The following is a 16,974-nucleotide window of genomic DNA, read 5'->3' as shown; positions in this document are numbered from 1 at the left end:
GGATCCATGATAAAGTCTCTCCTATCAATCCTTATAGTATGAGCAATGTCATGCTATGAGGCAGTGTGGGCAACTTAAACCATCTATAGGATACGACAACACCATTTCAGAGTGCATAATTACAGGTCGTCGACTCGTTTGTTGCTTTTGAATGATGGCCATACCATATTCAATAGTTAAACGAGTGGCTTGTTTATCATGATATCAATCATATCCCTATTGATTGTAAAATCAAGATGCCAAAGTCATCAAGTATTAAAAGTAGCACTATTAGGAGACATGGGCAATATAGGATATGTGGCTTATTTATTATCGCTGTCAGGTAATTCATCTGTATTTGCTTCATTATGCATTGCATTAGCAAGCATGGGGTAATGGTTAAGAATATGACAAAACAGCTCAGCAGTCTTTTGCGTATCATATAGCGCTGAGTGAGCGTCTTTACCATCAAAATCTAGCCCTGCTGCCTTACAGGCACGTGCCAGTACCGTCTGACCAAATGCGAGTGCTGATAGCGTGACGGTATCAAAGACTGAAAAGTTATGGAACGGATTGTGGCTCTTGTTATTGGTACGTAGCACAGCTGCATTCAAAAACGCCAAGTCAAAATGGGCATTGTGTCCGATTAATACACATTGACGGCAGTCTTCCTCACGGCGTACTTCTTTTAGACCTTTAAAAATCCGGCGTAGGGCAGTTTTTTCGTCTTCAGCAATGGCTTTACGCAGTGGGTTTTTAGGATCAATCCCTGTAAAGGCGAGGGCACTTGGCTCTAGATTTGCCCCTTCAAAAGGTTCGATATGAGCATTGAAAGCTTCCCCTGGATAAAACACACCTTGCTCATTAAGTAGCACAGGAATACAGGCAATTTCTAATAAAGCATCAGTTTGTGCATTAAAACCAGCTGTCTCAACATCGACGACCACAGGTAAAAACTTACGAAAGCGATCTTTTAAGCGTATTGGTGCTTGTTCATCTGTCACGGTATTGTCAGGCAAGGTGGCATCGTTTTGAGTGGTCATATCAGGTAAAATCGCTTTTATCAGTCGTACTGTTATATTGAATTAAAAATAAGTATGTGATGATATCTGTCACACCGCTTAAGATAGGGATATGACAAATATTATAGGATAAAATATAGAAGGCTTTATGTCAGATACGTCATCAATTGGTTCACTTAGCACTTAGTACCCTTAATTTTTACAATTTGAATGATGACATACCTTAGCGTGCTCTAGTCTCTAAGAGACCATGGTAGCGTTTCACCTGCCATAAGCGGGGTGAGAGAGCTACCATCGAAGTAAGGATAAGCGATAGGCACTTGCATAGGCGTATTGACAAGCGTAATCGTACTCTCATTCAGTGGCATGCCGTAGAACTGGGCACCAAAACGACTGGCAAAACCTTCTAGCTTGTCTATTTTGCCAACGCTATCAAAAGCAGTGGCATACAGTGGCAAGGCAGTCGCAGCACTATAACAACCAGCACAGCCACAAGCAGCTTCTTTTTTATCCGTCGCATGTGGAGCAGAATCAGTACCTAAGAAGAACTTTGGATTGCCGCTGGTCGCGACATCTAATAGTACTTTTTGATGGCTTTCACGCTTCAGGATAGGTAAGCAATAAAAGTGCGGTTTGATACCACCGACCAATAGATGATTACGGTTAAACATCAAGTGCTGCGGGGTGATAGTGGCGGCAACGTGATTGCCCTGAGCCAATACAAAGTCTGCAGCATCACTAGTAGTGATATGTTCTACTACGATTTTCAACGTAGGGAACTTTACGATAATCTGTGCCAACACTTCATCTAAAAAGCGCTTTTCACGATCGAAAATATCAATATGGTCTTGAGTGACCTCACCATGTATTAATAGTGGCAAGTCGTATTTTTCTAGTGCTTCAAAGACATCGACACAAGCATTGATATTGGTGACGCCGTCAGCAGAGTTGGTGGTTGCTCCAGCAGGATATAGCTTAACGGCCTGTACGATACCTGATTTTGCTGCCATTTCGATGTCTTGTGCAGTCGTTTTATCCGTCAGATATAAGGTCATACGGGGGTCGAATGCCGTTTTGCGCTCTATGCTCAAATCGCTAGTTTCTAGATGTGACATGATACGCGCGCGGTATGCACGTGCATCGTCGACATTCTTGACGGGTGGTACTAGGTTTGGCATGCAAATCACACGATTAAAGCTATTTGCGGCATGCGGTACTGTTGTACTCAATGCTATGCTATCACGCAAGTGGATATGCCAGTCGTCTGGTTGAAGGATGGTCAATTCTCTAATCGAATCAGTCATAATGTCGTAGCGCTCTGTGTCGTCATATATGGGAATAAAACGGAGTGGTGTTATGTGGCTATCATAACAGATTTGCCCACTTGACTAAATATGCGACTAACGCTCTGTACATAATTCATTGATTGTACTGTAGAAGGTTTTGAGTATTCTGCTAGCATTCTATGAAGAGTAATGATTTTTGGATGTATAAAATGGCTTGGTTTATCATGATTAGATAACAATCTCATAGAGATAGCTTATATCCATTGGCTCACCATTCAACCAAAAGCTCACTCCTTATGGCCGTGGCACTTTTGCCTATAGTAAATATGATGTACACTGAGTAAGTAGTTTACCTTTCGATTGAATCTTAGTGCTTTTACCAAAATTAAATTCTCATAATAGGAGTTATTCATGGCTCAACTTGATCCGAAAAATATTAATAAAATCGTATTGGCATATTCAGGTGGTCTTGATACCTCAATCATCGCTAAATGGCTGCAAGAGACTTATGATGCAGAGGTTATTACCTTTACCGCAGATATCGGTCAAGGCGAGGAAGTTGAGCCAGCACGCGCTAAAGCAGAAGCCATGGGTATCAAACATATCCATATCGAAGACTTGCGCGAAGAGTTTGCCCGTGATTATGTATTCCCAATGTTCCGTGCCAATGCTATCTATGAAGGCGAGTATTTGCTCGGTACTTCTATCGCACGCCCACTAATCGCGAAGCGTTTGGTTGAGATTGCTAAAGAACATAATGCTGATGCCATTAGCCATGGTGCTACGGGTAAAGGTAATGACCAAGTACGTTTTGAGCTGGGTGCTGTCGCCTTGTCACCAGATGTAGTCACCATTGCCCCTTGGCGTGAGTGGGACTTGTCTAGCCGTGAAAGCTTGATGGAATATGCGAAAGAGCACAACATTGCGATTGATTATGCGGGTAATAAGAAAAAATCTCCATACTCAATGGATGCTAACCTGCTACATATCTCTTATGAAGGCGGAATCCTAGAAGATCCATATGCTGAAGCAGAAGATGATATGTGGCGCTGGTCAGTCAGCCCAGAAGAAGCGCCTGACGAAGCACAGTATCTAGAGCTAGAGTATCAAAAAGGCGACATCGTTGCTATCGATGGCGAAGCACTTAAGCCTTTCGAAATCATGATCAAGCTCAATGAGATTGGCGGTAAGCATGGTATCGGACGTTTAGATATCGTAGAAAACCGTTATGTTGGCATGAAGTCACGCGGCTGCTATGAGACACCAGCGGGCACGATTATGCTAAAAGCGCATCGCGGTATTGAGTCATTGACCTTAGACCGTGAAGCCGCGCATTTAAAAGATGAGCTAATGCCACGCTATGCTAAAACTATTTACAACGGCTACTGGTTCAGTCCTGAGCGTATGATGTTGCAAGCGTTGATTGACAAATCACAGGAATACGTCAACGGTACGGTTCGCGTGAAGCTATATAAAGGTGCGGTGAGCGTTGTCGGACGTAAATCTGATGATTCACTATTTGACGAAAAAATCGCAACTTTTGAAGATGATGCAGGCGCTTATGATCAAAAAGATGCAGAAGGCTTTATCCGTCTTAATGGTCTACGTCTAGCTATCGAAGCCAGCCGTGGTCGCGATTTATCGAAGTAAGATTGTCAGATTACTCGTAATCAATTAGAAAATTAAATCGCACAAAAAAGAGGCCTTAGATATAGGGCCTCTTTTTTATTGCTGATAGTCTGTGATTAAATACTTATGACAACAGCCACATTTAAATCACTGCTTTTTTCTACTCAGCTTCAGCTATTTCTACAACACTTTCATCGTCTACCATCACGATGGCGACATCCTGCTGCTGTCGTTCTTCGAGAGTCTTTTGTTCTAATAGCACTTCTTCTGTTGCCAACATAGCACCGTCAGACTTTTGCATCTGATATTTGAGGGTTGCCAATCCACCCAGTATACTAATGACCAGAATGATAATGATAATGACGGGGTTTTTCCAAAGCGGCGTGGCGGCTTCGTATTCAATCGGTTTTTCACTGATCGTTGCGGGCGTGTTGTCGCTATTGCCACCGATGAGTCCCAAGCTAACCAAAGGTGGCTTGGGTGGGGTAGCAGGTTCAGAATTTACGCGCAGTCGATTGCGACTGAGATAGATGTCTGATATTTTTGCGAGCTGTAATAACCAACGTTGATGTGGCAATGCAATATCATGCATTTCTGCAAACACTAGCATGTCATTATGGCGTCCTTGTTGCAAATTGTCAGGTGAGCGGCCAATGGCTTTTAGATAGTTACCTGTGGCCATTTGCATGTCTTGTACAGGCTCATAGTTTTCAGGTTTGAATGCCGTCAGTTCGTACCAGTAATGATCGAAAGACGGTGGGTTGCTTGATAGCTGTTCAGTACTTAATGAGCCAACCTCTGATGGACTTTCTGTTCCTGTATCTACCGTATTTTCGGCTGCTATCGCGGGCGCTTCGTTGTTTTCGTTAGACGGTTCAGCTGATAGTGTTTCTGGTTCACTGGCTGCGAAACGAGCTAATGACAAAAATTGTGGTTGTAGCGCAAACCATTTGTTAATCTCGTTATTATCAAGTTGACTGTATTCTGCCAATATAGCCAGCTCACGGAGCACAACCACACATAAAGAGGTCAGTAAAATTTGGACTTGTTGCGTCGTTGCGTCAATTTGACTGGCGATACGATCGCTCGCTTTTATGACCCGAGCATTATCAGAGAATATGGCATCTGCCGCATCGTGACGATGATATAACGTCGCACTAATGGTCGCAAAGTTCATAGAGTTGTATTGACGGAGTTCCTTGACAGCACCACGCCCAAACAGTTTTTTACTCACTGCCTGACCATCGTAACGCTGTTGGTAAGCGAGAAGGGCACTAATAATTGCCTGCAAACTGGCATCCATTGCTAAGCGGGCTTGTGGTAATGAAAGCTTTGCGGCATCTGCCAATAATGACACCATCGGTATGGTATCTTGATATAGAAAATCATACATCGACACACGTCTCGGTGAAATAGTCGTCATAATCTGCTAGCATCAAAAAGTGTGCCCCTATATTACGGTGCCCAATGCCTTGATACAATCCCTTGATAATAGAAATTTTCAATCATTTTACGAGGATGTGTTGAATAATCCGAATATAGTCACTGTGAGTGACCTAGTTGGAAGTTTAATATGTCCTAATTGCCCTAACGGTATTTTTACGAATGACTGATAGTTGGAAGCATTTATGAAAAACAGCAATAATCTTGATATACAGATAGTTATTAACATCGCTCAGCAATATTTAACAGTACACCAGCAGAATAAAGAAATAGCACGATACTCGATATCGACTGCTAAAAACGGCATTGGCAGTCAGCAAGATAGTGGCTGTACACCGCTTGGCAAACATGTCATTGCCGAAAAAATAGGGGGTAGTGTACCTAGCAACGCTGTGCTTATAGGCCGTGTGCCTACAGGCGAGATATATGATGCGGAACTCGGTAAGTCTCATCCTGAGCGCGATTGGATATTGAGCCGTATCCTTTGGCTCAGCGGTCTGGAAGAAGGCGTGAACAAAGGGGCTAACAGTCAAGGTGGCTGTGATACTTATAAGCGCTATATCTATATACACGGCACACCAGATACCGAGCCAATGGACGCACCATTTTCGCATGGCTGTATACGTATGCGTAATGCGGATATCATTCAGCTATTTGAACAAGTCAGCGAGGGTACGTTTGTGACTATTACGGCTGAATAGTATAGTCAATCCTCTATAAATTGGATACGGTGTCAGTCTCGCTTAGTCTACTATTTGTAGTACTTTCACTCGTCTTCCTTGTATCCAAACTATATTGAACCGACTATGGTATAAGTGGATGAAACAGAATGATAGTACAACTACATTGATTAAATCATCTATCGTAACTTTCTTGAATCAGACATTATAAAAAAGACAGCCCTCATAGAGGGAGCTGTCTTTTTTATTTTACGTTTTTGCTATTTTACGATGAATATTTTACCAAAATATCGAACGATCTCTCACTTTGACCAAGCATTTATCGCTGCGTTTCGCGTCATTTTTGAGTACGGCTGCAAACCAGCCTGCACCATATAGTGCATTATTATCTACAGCTGATTTTAACTGATAACGCTGTTGATATTGTGCATAACCGTGATATTTCTCTAATGATTTTTGCGCTTTGAGCAAACACTTTAGCTGGCGTTCAGTGCGTTTTTTAGACCCTTTCTTACTTAATAGAGGTGCACAAAACTCAGTGATGTAACGAAAATCTGTTAGCTGATGCAATTCAAAGTCTGCTTGATCATCAGTATCAAGGTTTGAGTTCGTACTTTCTAAATCAACATCTTCTGAATCAATGTTTTTTAAATCAATGTCTTCTAAATCCATACTATCGCCTTCAACATTGTCTCCCTCATCAAGCTCTTCATCGGTATGGAGCAGCTTTTCATATTGTTTAGATAAGACTTTTACAATTTTATCGGTAGCAAGCTTGTTACTTTGAGGCTCAAGGGTTGGATCACTCATAGTAAAGGCAATGAGTTCTAATAAGGTCAGCTGAAAATCAGGGACGCTAATGGCATCGATAGGCTTGATTTTGAGAGCATCAATATCCGTCGTCCAGTTAGTCTCAGGTGCGCCATATTCTTGCAGCTTAGGTTCGATGTAATTTGCTAGGTAATCCAGCTCTTGATAATCGCCAAGTAAGGTGGCCGTTTGGTTTAGGATTGGCTGCCAATCAGGATTGATTTCATCAGAGAAGCTAGCAAACGCATCTAGGGCAGCTAGCAGGCGGCGAATGCCTATCTGTGATTGTAAGATATGGTCACTGTCAGTACTACCAGCCACGATAGCACTGCTGTTCGGTAATATTTGCAGCAGACAGTTATGTATGGCAGCCCTTACAAAGGCAGGTATGCTAACTTTTTTGCTGATGTTTAGCTGACTAAGATCAGCGCTAACGGCTGGGCTATGATTCTGTCCGTTGATGAGTAATCCACCGCGTTCAGCCTTGGTCACAGTAGATAAGCATAGCTTATAGCGCTGACACCAAGTTTTGGCTGTCATAAACAGAAAATCTAAATCTCCTGATATCAGCTCGAATTCTATCTCCTGGATGACCTCTCGCTGAGCATCATCATTACCATGAATAATCTCTCCATGATCGTAGGCAATCTCAATACTGTTTTCCATTTGATCGCCATTATCTTCTACTAGCAATCGAGTGGTGCGCTGTACATCAGTGACATACAATCGTGTCAGTGTTTTTACCAGTTTTTTGAGCTTAAATTTAGACAATGCAGGAGCGATTGGAGTGTCTTTATAAATGGTCAAATCAGGCATGAGGGAGTTGGCATCGAGCATTGCTTGTACTTGTTCATTATCTAATACCGCATTGTGCTCTAAGCGCGCGGCAATGCCATCGCCGCCAGCTTTAATAGTCTGTACCCACGAATCGCCTTCTTTACGAATCCGCAAGCCAATACCTGACTGTGCCAACTGTTGGTCAGGCGTATCGTAATAATGGGCAGCCAGTTGCGTCAGCTGTGAGGATTTGACTTGAGCTTGACGCATCAAGCCTTTTAGCCGTGATTCTGGCACCAAAAACTTCAGTTCTATCTCTTGCATGGTGGCTCCCAATTATTTTAATAAACGTTAAGTGAGTACTTTAGTCAATCTATAGTCGGCTCAATATAATTTGGATACAAGGAAGTCGAGTGAAAGTGCTACACATCTGTACTCGGCTACTTGGTACTTTTTTAGATTGAATCAACTCTATCGTATGAAAGCTATCATCTAATAACAAGTAATATTCTATAGAACTATCTATGTGTTTTTCTATAAAAAATACACTTTTGTTTTATTGTCGTTATAATTGAGAAAATATTGAACAAAAGTATATTTAATATGAGAGAAATCCTTATGGTATCTGAAAGCCATCTTTTGAAAAAGCAGGTTGGTTTTGATAGGCAGCACGACTCTATGATGAGTAAGCTTAAAACATCATCACCACCCAATCGTTTGTCATTAGCTATAGCAGCGGCAATGCTCGGGTCTGTATTACTGATGAGTGGCTGTAGTCAATCTGAGGAATATGCAGAAAGTGCCTCAGAGGAGCCAAGCGATTATGCGAATGAAAAAGCCGTTGACACTGATATAAATACCATGATGTCTGAGCAATCAGCTGCTGTAGAGCCAGAGTTAGAGTTAGAGGCTGACAATCAAGCCAATGAGCTGACGGTTGAAAACTTATCAGAGAGTAGTGAGCAGACACTCGCTATTCAGGCCGCTAATATCCAGATACAAGGTAAAGAGCTGCTGATCAATGCCAGTACAAACTTTACTGTCAAAGACGTGGTCAAGAGTAGCGCCGCTATTGAGACATTGACACGGCAGCAGGGTGGCTATGTAGCGCTCAGTAATATTAGCAATTATCCACGTAGTGATAGAACCTTTGTCCAAGGTGATAAGAATATTACAATCACAACCTATAATCGCCAAGCTGAGATGACGGTTCGGGTTCCTCGGGTCAACGTCCATAAGTTTTTAGAACAAATGCAGCAGCAAGTGGCTTTTTTGAATAGTCAGGAGTTCACTGCACAAGATGTTACTTTGGATATTTATCGTGAGCAGCTGGCAAGTCAGCTAAATAGCGATATGGTAGATGAGCTCAGTCAAGAGCGTCTCGAGAGCAAAAATGATAAAGATCAGGGTAGTAATGTCGATGCTATCACTGCAACCTATGCCGCCCGTCGCCAAAAAGAATTGGCGAAGCTTAAGCAAATGGATATCGCCGATAAAGTTAAATATAGCACCATCAATCTGAGCTTTATGCAGCCAGATGTCAGTTATAAAGAAACCACGCAAAACCTAGACGTTTTGATAGATGCTGAACGTCCGAGTTTTGGCACCGAAGTCAACAAATCATTCAAAGATGGTTGGAGTATGCTCAGGTCATTTGCACTTGGCATTATACAATTGTGGTGGCTAGTGGTGCTTGGTGGTGTTTTTTATCTAATTTATAGAATAATAAAAGCGATCTATCGTAAGTTTTTTAAACACAGCCCTCGTGTGGAACACTTACGACGTAATCTGATGGGTGAAAACCAAGACGTCCATCATTCAGAGGGTATAAAGAGCAATCAGGTAGGTGATAATACCGACAGTGCTAAAGAGACTGATAGCAAGGATGCTAAGCATTAGGGCGTGTCCTCAATTCAAACGAGTGTCCTCTAAATGAGCTAAAAATAGCTAAATTTTGCCAAAAATCGTCAAATAGCTGGTTAATATCCTGATATTATCTGCGCTATTTTCCTCGTTTGACGGCAATTTATCTCATTTTTATCATCATTTTTAAAATGAGGACACACCCTAGAATGGATGCTTAAAAAGCTCACAATAACAGAATATCAATAAACAGCCATAAAAAAGCCGCCCTACATTATGTAGGGCGGCTTTTTTAGCAATTACTTATAGAGAGTCGGTGATTAGAACTGGTTCATTGTGTTCTTGCCGCCGCCAGCTTTAAGTGCGTTGTCACCAGAGAAGATTTCTTTGTGGTCATCACCTAGGTCAGAACCAGCCATTGCTTGGTGCTTAACACAAGCGATGCCTTCACGGATTTCTTTACGTTGTACACCAGCTGCATAAGCAAGCATGCCTTCTTCACCGAAGTAGCCTTTAGCAAGTTCATGAACGCTAAGAGCAGTCGTGTGGTAAGTCGGTAGCGTGATTAAGTGATGGAATACACCAGCTTCACGTGACGCATCACGTTGGAAGTTCTTAGCGGCAACATCAGCTGCTGCATCAAGCTCAGTACCGTCATAATCAGCACTCATCAAGTCATCTTTATTGTAGCTAGAGATGTCTTTGCCTTCTTCTTCCCACTGTGCGATCACTTGCTTACGGAAGTTAAGCGTCCAGTTGAATGATGGGCTGTTGTTGTATACAAGCTTCGCTTTAGGCTGTTGCTCTTTAATACGGTCAACCATCATTTTAATGTGTTCTACATCTGGAGTTGGTGTTTCAATCCATAATAGATCGGCACCGTTTTCTAGAGCGGTCACACAGTCAAGTACAACGCGGTCAATGTTTGTATCTTCGCGGAACTGATATAGACCATTCTGCAGACGAACTGGACGTACTAGTTTGCCGTTATGCTTAAGTAAGCTGTCGTTTTCTTTTGCATTTTCTAAAGTAACTTCTTCCATTTCGATGAAGTCGATGTATTTAGAAGCTAGATCGCCTGGCTCATTTGATACTGGGATTTTCTGTGTGAGTGATGCGCCTTCAGAGTCAGTACGAGCAACGATAACACCGTCTTCAACACCAAGCTCTAGGAATGCATAACGGATAGCGTTTAGCTTAGAGATAAAGTCTTCATGCGGTACAGTTACTTTACCAGCCTGGTGACCACATTGCTTAGCATCAGATACTTGGTTTTCAACCTGAATGGCACAAGCACCTGCTTCGATCATTTGCTTAGTCAGTAGGTAAGTGGCCTCTTCGTTACCAAAACCTGCATCGATATCAGCGATGATTGGCACAACATGCGAATCAAAGTTTTCGATTTTTTCTACGATAGCTGAAGTATCTTGACCAGCTTCTTCAGCAGCGTTTAGCTCACGGAAGTAATCGTTCAATACTTTAGCATCGGCTTGACGTAGGAAAGTATAGATTTCTTCGATTAGCTTAGGTACTGATGTTTTTTCGTGCATAGATTGGTCAGGTAGTGGACCAAACTCAGAGCGTAGGGCTGCAACCATCCAACCTGATAAGTAGATGTAAGTTTTAGAAGTCGTGCCAAAATATTTCTTTTTAGCGTACATAGTTTGTTGTGCAACAAAACCATGCCATGCACCTAGAGACTGTGTGTACTGAGACGTATCATTGTCATAGTCTTCCATGTCTTGACGCATGATTTTTGCAGTATATTTTGCGATATCCAAGCCCGTTTTAAAACGGTTTTGTGACATCATACGTGCCGCATCGGTTTCGCTGATATTCTGCCAGTTACCGTGCTTTTGCTTCAATTCACGTACTAAGTCGATCGCTGATTTATATGCAGTTGACATCTATGTCTCCTTGGTGGGGTGTAAAAACAAATAAGTTAAGTGCTAAAATAATGACAATTGTGTATGACTGAAAAGGTATACATTTAGACTTTATATTAGTGCTATTGACATCTCATAAGGTCAGACAGAATTACAAGCTATCAGTTAAAGCCTTATTTACCCTAAACAAACTTAGTCACTAATACAAGAGAATTACTAGAACTTGGTAGTGAAAAAACAATGGGCAATGTATAAAAGGTTGCTGAGCTTATTCATATATTGCTAAGGCACTTGCGTTCTTTATTGAGTGGCGATGTCATTATCGGCAATAAGAAATGTTACAATAATAAACAGTTTGTGCGATAGATTTGGTCATTGTCTAATGACTATAACGGTCTTTTAAGCAATCAATTCATCGTATGATGCTACCGATAAAGACCATCAATATACTATATAATTGTGTCGGTCAAATGAATGTAGCCAGTCTATAAAACTAAGCTGTATCGTTTACGTTACAAGTCATCCTATGAGACTTACTATAACTGCCTTACCAAGATTTATCTAATTTATGATTATTATCTTGGGTATTTTCTTTAGTTATAATTCATATATAACAGTACCTTACGTTAGACGGTTTGGGTTATACTTAGCAGATATCGCATAAAATCAGATAAAAAGTAGCAGAATTACACTGTTATAGACCATAAATTGTTAGAACAGCACCAAAAATGCCAAGCTTATAACGGCACTTATCCAAAGGCCAAGAGAACTATATATGAATTTGCAGCGGGTAGATTTAAACTTATTGGTACATCTAGATGTGTTGTTACGAGAGAAAAATGTCACTCGTGCAGCTGAGCAGCTTGGCATTACCCAACCTGCGATGAGTAATATTTTGCGTCGTCTGCGCAAATTGTTTAACGACCCTTTATTGGTTCGATCATCTGAAGGTATGACGCCAACAGAGCGGGCTTTAGAGTTGCAACCTCGTATTCGTGAGATACTGGCAGATTTGACGCAAGTGTTAGAGCCACGTACTGAGTTCCGTCCTTATAGCACCTCTCGCGTCTTCCGTATCATGACGTCAGACTATGCAGAAGCGACGCTAGTTCCTAAACTGGTCAAAGCACTACGCTCAGAAGCACCCAATGTCATTTTGGATTTCTTGACACCATCGGACGTCTCTTATCGTGATATGGAGCAGGGACGCGTTGATTTAGCGATTAATCGCTTTAATGAGATACCACAGAGCTTTCACCAAGTGTTGGTGTGGCGTGATACTTTTAGTTGTCTACTATCCTCTGACAGCCCTTATGCCAATCGTTTTAATTTAAAAAATTATCTGAAAGCGCAGCATGTTTGGGTATCGAAAACGGGTATGGGTGTGGGCTTCGGTGTCAATCCAGAAAAATCAGGTGGTTTGGGGTCTATCGATCAAGCGTTACAACGCCTCGGACAAAAACGTCAAATCAGTGTCTTTACGCGTCATTATCAGATGCCAGCCATGCTTGCTGCTAATAAAGATTTGGTAGCAACTTTGCCAACTCGTGTGGCAAAAATGCAGGCAAATAACGACAGTATTAAAATGGAAGAGCCGCCATTCTTCATTCCTGAGTTTGAGCTAACGATGGCGTGGTCACCGTTATTGCAACATCATCCAGCTCATCGTTGGTTACGCCAACTTATCATGCATGTGGCTCGTCAAATCGTTGATGAGGAAGAAAACCCACCGCAGGAGATACCCGTGATGAACCATCTATTTTAAATTGATTACTTTCTAAGACAGATAAATTTTTTATCAAACCAGCCGCAGGGCTGGTTTTTTATTGGTCTAATTTTACTCAACTACCTCGTCCATAACTCAAACTACTTACAACTTAAGCGTAATTAATAAGATAGCCACACTGTTAACATCTTATGCACACTTCTTCATATCTTGTAAACCTATCATCCAAATTACCTTGTTATGATGGCCACAGATAGAAAGCAGTGCACAAACAAGCTGATACCTATTTGAGTGATTGGTTGCTATAAGAGCTTATGATACAACAAGAACTCATTACATAACGTTTAGCGAGTATGCTGAGCCACAAAACAGTAACCAATGCTTATTTTATAAACTGAAAATACTAAACATAAAATAAAATATAACAAGGACAATAACATGTCAGATATTACTACTATCAACCCAACCACGGGTGAAGAGATTAAAAATTACGATTACATGAGCGTAGACGAAGTTAATAAAGTTGTTGATGCTTCACATGAAGCTTTCTTAGCATGGCGCACTGTTAGCCACGAAGATCGTGGCCGAGCGATCAAATCTATTGGTGATAAGCTAATCGAGTACAAAGAAGAGTTGGCTAAACTAATGACAGAAGAGCGCGGTAAGCTATATAGCCAAAGCTTACAAGAGATTGATCTGTGTAAGGCAATCTGTGATTATACTGCTGAAAACGGTGTTGAATCACTGGCCGACGATGTACGTGATATTGAAGGCATGAGAAAAGGATTGGTTAGCTACCAACCTATCGGTATCATTTATGGTATGCAACCTTGGAACTTCCCAGCGTATCAGGTATTCCGCTATACCATTGCCAACTTGATGGCAGGTAATAGTATCCTGCTAAAGCACGCTTCTAACGTAACAGGCTCTGGTTTATTAATTGAAAAAATACTTCATGAATCTGAATTACCAAGTGATTTGTTCCGTACAATTATCATTGATCACGACCAATCAGAAGCCTTGATTGGACACGATAAAGTGCGTGGCGTCACACTAACTGGTAGTGACAAAGCAGGCGTAATCGTTGGACAGCAAGCCGCCAAAGCAATCAAAAAAGCGGTACTAGAGCTTGGCTCAAACGATGCTTTCATCGTATTAGAAGATGCTGATTTAGACATAGCAGTAGAAACTTGTACACAAGCACGCCTAATCAATAACGGTGAAACTTGTGTCGCCGCAAAACGCTTCATTGTAGTAGATAGCGTATACGACGAATTCCGCAAGCGTATTGTTGAGAAGTTTGAAGGTGCGAAATATGGCGATCCTATGGATGATAGCTCAGACATCGGACCATTGGCTCGCAAAGATCTACAAGAACAGTTACATGAGCAAGTAGAGCAAAGTGTGGCTAAAGGTGCAACGATTGCTGTTGGTGGTAAGGTTCCTGATAGCAAAGGCAGCTTTTATCCAGCCACTATTTTAGAAAACGTTGAGAAAGGTCAACCTGCCTATGATGATGAGTTGTTTGGCCCTGTCGCTTCGCTTATTCGTGCAAAAGATCAAGACGATGCCTTACGTATCGCTAACGACAGTCGCTATGGTTTAGGCGGTGCAATCTTCTCAAAAGATACAGACAAAGCGGTACGTCTAGCACGTGAAGAGTTTGATACTGGTATGGTCTACATCAATGGTTACGGTCTTGCCAACCCTGCACTGCCATTTGGTGGCGTCAAAAATTCAGGCTATGGCCGTGAGCATGGGGGCTTTGGTATCAAAGAGTTTGTTAATATCAAAGCGGTTCATGTATTTTAAGAGCCTACATTTTAAGAATCTAGCTAGTTAAATAGCTATATAGTTATCAGCAGATAACCTTTTATGATTTCAAATTGTAGAGGGTTATTGAAAGAAAAAAGCCCAGTTACTCATCATGAGTAACTGGGCTTTTTATTGCATCAAATAGAACGGTAAAACATGTAATTTGATAAGCTGAAACTTTTACGTGTTTATAAACAGCTGTAATGGCAAGGCTGGCAAGTAATTTGCCTTAGTTTTATTACAGGTTTCATTGCTGACTTCATTATTAGTACCAAGTGACAATGCTTTATTTGCCAACAGCAAAATTGTCCAAGGCAGCAATTTATGCTCAAGTTTTTGTACACGTGCTTGTAGGCTATCAGCTGTCTCTGTTTGATTGATCTCTAACAGCGCTTGAGTCAAAACAGTGCCTGCATCGAGCTCAGCAGTGACAACATGAATACTACAGCCATGGTGACGCTCACCGGCTTGAATAGCTCGCTGATGGGTATCAAGTCCCTTGTAGACAGGCAATAGAGAAGGATGCAAGTTAATCATAGGCGCTGGCGCATTATCTATAAATGGGCCACTTAATACACGCATAAAACCAGCTAACACTATTAAATCGGGTTGCCATTCAACAAGCTGTGCATTTGCATGAGTTTCAAAAGTTTTGATACCCATGCGTTTGCCGTTAGCAACGTGTGACAGTACCGCGACTGGAATATTAGCATCATTGGCACGAGTGACGGCATAAGCGTCATCACGATTGCTGATGACACCTACTATTTCAATCGGTAGTGCGCCAGCTTGCATGGCATCGATCAATACTTGCAAATTGCTACCACTGCCTGATACCAGAACGGCAATACGTAATGGCTTGTTGGCGTGACTGGTATTATTGGCTAGCATTAACGGTACACCACTGCATCCACTTCACGACTGACCATTTCGCCTAACTGCCATGCTTTTTCGCCAGCGTCATTCAATATATTGATAGCCGCTTCAGCTTTATCTTTAGGCACGACAATTACAAAGCCGACACCGCAGTTAAAGGTGCGGTACATTTCACTCTGTTCGATGTTACCTTGGGTTTGTAACCAAGTGAATAGCTCTGAAAACTGCCAGCTATTGGTATCGATGCTAGCGGCTAGTGTTTCAGGCAATACACGCGGTAAATTATCTGTCAAGCCACCACCTGTGATATGTGACATCGCGTGAAGGGCTGAACTACCAAGAGTGTCTTGCAAAGCTTTGATGGCTTTAACATAGATACGAGTAGGGGCCATTAGTGCGTCTTGGATAGGCTGACCATCTAATTGTGCATCACTAGTGGTGACATCAACGCCACTCACTTCGATAACTTTACGAACCAATGAATAGCCGTTTGAATGAGCACCACTTGAGGCAAGAGCGATCAATACATCACCTTCTGCGACATTTTCACCAGTGATCACTTCGGCTTCTTCAACCACGCCCACACAGAATCCAGCTAGGTCATAATCGTCATCTTGATACATGCCTGGCATTTCAGCTGTCTCGCCACCGATGAGCGCACAGTTTGAGAGTTTACAACCTTCGCCAATACCAGTGACGACAGTCGCTGCTACGTCAACATCAAGCTTGCCTGTTGCGTAGTAATCTAAGAAGAATAATGGCTCAGCACCGCAAACCAACAGATCATTGACGCACATAGCGACCAAATCAATACCGATAGTGTCATGACGATTCAGTTGCAAGGCCAGTTTAAGCTTGGTACCGACGCCGTCAGTGCCCGAAACCAATAAAGGTGAGGTGTAACCGGTCGGAATACGACAAAGCGCGCCAAAACCGCCAAGTCCGCCCACAACCTCAGGACGAGAGGTGGCTTTTGCCACTGATTTAATACGTTGAACCAACGCATCGCCTGCATCAATATCAACGCCGGCATCTTTGTAGCTTAAAGAAGGCTTGTTACTCATGGTCATCTCACAAATTTTATAGGGAATGAAGGTCTATCGGTAGAAAAGCGAGTTGGTTGTGTTAATTCTGAATATAGTGGGCGCATTATACCCAAAAACGACCCACACTCGCAAAGCA

12 protein-coding genes are annotated in these 16,974 nt (G+C 42.0%); 5 read left to right on the top strand and 7 right to left on the bottom strand.

Features of this window, described 5'->3' with window-relative positions; translation table 11 throughout:
• Window positions 1–302 precede the first annotated feature (302 nt).
• Window positions 303–1,022 (bottom strand): ribonuclease T, encoded by a 720-nt coding sequence (rnt, locus tag DFP82_RS07590; RefSeq protein ID WP_110923139.1) that lies wholly within the window; start codon window positions 1,020–1,022, stop codon window positions 303–305.
• A 212-nt stretch (window positions 1,023–1,234) separates the two neighbouring features.
• Entirely contained in the window at window positions 1,235–2,305 is a 1,071-nt protein-coding gene (gene pyrC, locus DFP82_RS07585) for a dihydroorotase (protein ID WP_110923138.1), read from the bottom strand.
• 393 nt (window positions 2,306–2,698) lie between these two features.
• Here pyrC and DFP82_RS07580 point away from each other — a divergent pair, with 393 nt between their 5' ends.
• Window positions 2,699–3,937, top strand: a complete 1,239-nt coding sequence (locus DFP82_RS07580; RefSeq protein ID WP_110923137.1) for an argininosuccinate synthase — start codon at window positions 2,699–2,701, stop codon at window positions 3,935–3,937.
• A gap of 139 nt (window positions 3,938–4,076) precedes the next feature.
• Here DFP82_RS07580 and DFP82_RS07575 read toward each other — a convergent pair whose 3' ends face one another.
• Complete coding sequence (locus tag DFP82_RS07575) at window positions 4,077–5,339, bottom strand: hypothetical protein (RefSeq protein WP_110923136.1); 1,263 nt, start codon at window positions 5,337–5,339, stop codon at window positions 4,077–4,079.
• Window positions 5,340–5,544: 205 nt separating this feature from the next.
• Between DFP82_RS07575 and DFP82_RS07570 the strand changes: the two genes are divergently transcribed.
• Window positions 5,545–6,060, top strand: a complete 516-nt coding sequence (locus DFP82_RS07570; RefSeq protein WP_110923135.1) for a L,D-transpeptidase — start codon at window positions 5,545–5,547, stop codon at window positions 6,058–6,060.
• 258 nt (window positions 6,061–6,318) lie between these two features.
• On the opposite strand, the gene DFP82_RS07565 is transcribed toward DFP82_RS07570, so the two are convergent.
• Window positions 6,319–7,950 (bottom strand): CYTH and CHAD domain-containing protein, encoded by a 1,632-nt coding sequence (locus DFP82_RS07565; protein WP_110923134.1) that lies wholly within the window; start codon window positions 7,948–7,950, stop codon window positions 6,319–6,321.
• Window positions 7,951–8,229: 279 nt separating this feature from the next.
• On the opposite strand from DFP82_RS07565, the gene DFP82_RS07560 reads away from it, so the two are divergent.
• Window positions 8,230–9,525: a DUF4349 domain-containing protein gene (locus DFP82_RS07560; protein WP_110923133.1), complete on the top strand. Its 1,296-nt coding sequence runs from the start codon at window positions 8,230–8,232 to the stop codon at window positions 9,523–9,525.
• 284 nt (window positions 9,526–9,809) lie between these two features.
• On the opposite strand, the gene DFP82_RS07555 is transcribed toward DFP82_RS07560, so the two are convergent.
• Window positions 9,810–11,396: an isocitrate lyase gene (locus tag DFP82_RS07555; protein WP_110923132.1), complete on the bottom strand. Its 1,587-nt coding sequence runs from the start codon at window positions 11,394–11,396 to the stop codon at window positions 9,810–9,812.
• 754 nt (window positions 11,397–12,150) lie between these two features.
• Between DFP82_RS07555 and DFP82_RS07550 the strand changes: the two genes are divergently transcribed.
• A complete protein-coding gene (locus tag DFP82_RS07550; protein WP_110923131.1) occupies window positions 12,151–13,140 on the top strand; it encodes a LysR family transcriptional regulator in 990 nt (329 codons plus the stop codon).
• Between the two features lie 399 nt (window positions 13,141–13,539).
• Window positions 13,540–14,913: an NAD-dependent succinate-semialdehyde dehydrogenase gene (locus tag DFP82_RS07545; RefSeq protein ID WP_110923130.1), complete on the top strand. Its 1,374-nt coding sequence runs from the start codon at window positions 13,540–13,542 to the stop codon at window positions 14,911–14,913.
• Between the two features lie 183 nt (window positions 14,914–15,096).
• Here the strand turns inward: DFP82_RS07545 and purN are convergent, their stop codons facing one another.
• The gene (gene purN, locus DFP82_RS07540; RefSeq protein WP_110923129.1) at window positions 15,097–15,807 is read right to left on the bottom strand and encodes a phosphoribosylglycinamide formyltransferase; all 711 of its coding nucleotides are present in this window, start codon (window positions 15,805–15,807) and stop codon (window positions 15,097–15,099) included.
• Window positions 15,807–16,856 (bottom strand): phosphoribosylformylglycinamidine cyclo-ligase, encoded by a 1,050-nt coding sequence (gene purM / locus DFP82_RS07535; RefSeq protein ID WP_110923128.1) that lies wholly within the window; start codon window positions 16,854–16,856, stop codon window positions 15,807–15,809. The genes purN and purM overlap by 1 nt, the downstream gene beginning before the upstream one ends.
• Window positions 16,857–16,974 lie beyond the last annotated feature (118 nt).

The organism is Psychrobacter fozii (assembly GCF_003217155.1).
Lineage (GTDB): Bacteria > Pseudomonadota > Gammaproteobacteria > Pseudomonadales > Moraxellaceae > Psychrobacter > Psychrobacter fozii.
The sequence above is the reverse complement of the archived record's forward strand: the minus strand, read 5'-3'. Positions and strand labels throughout refer to the sequence as shown.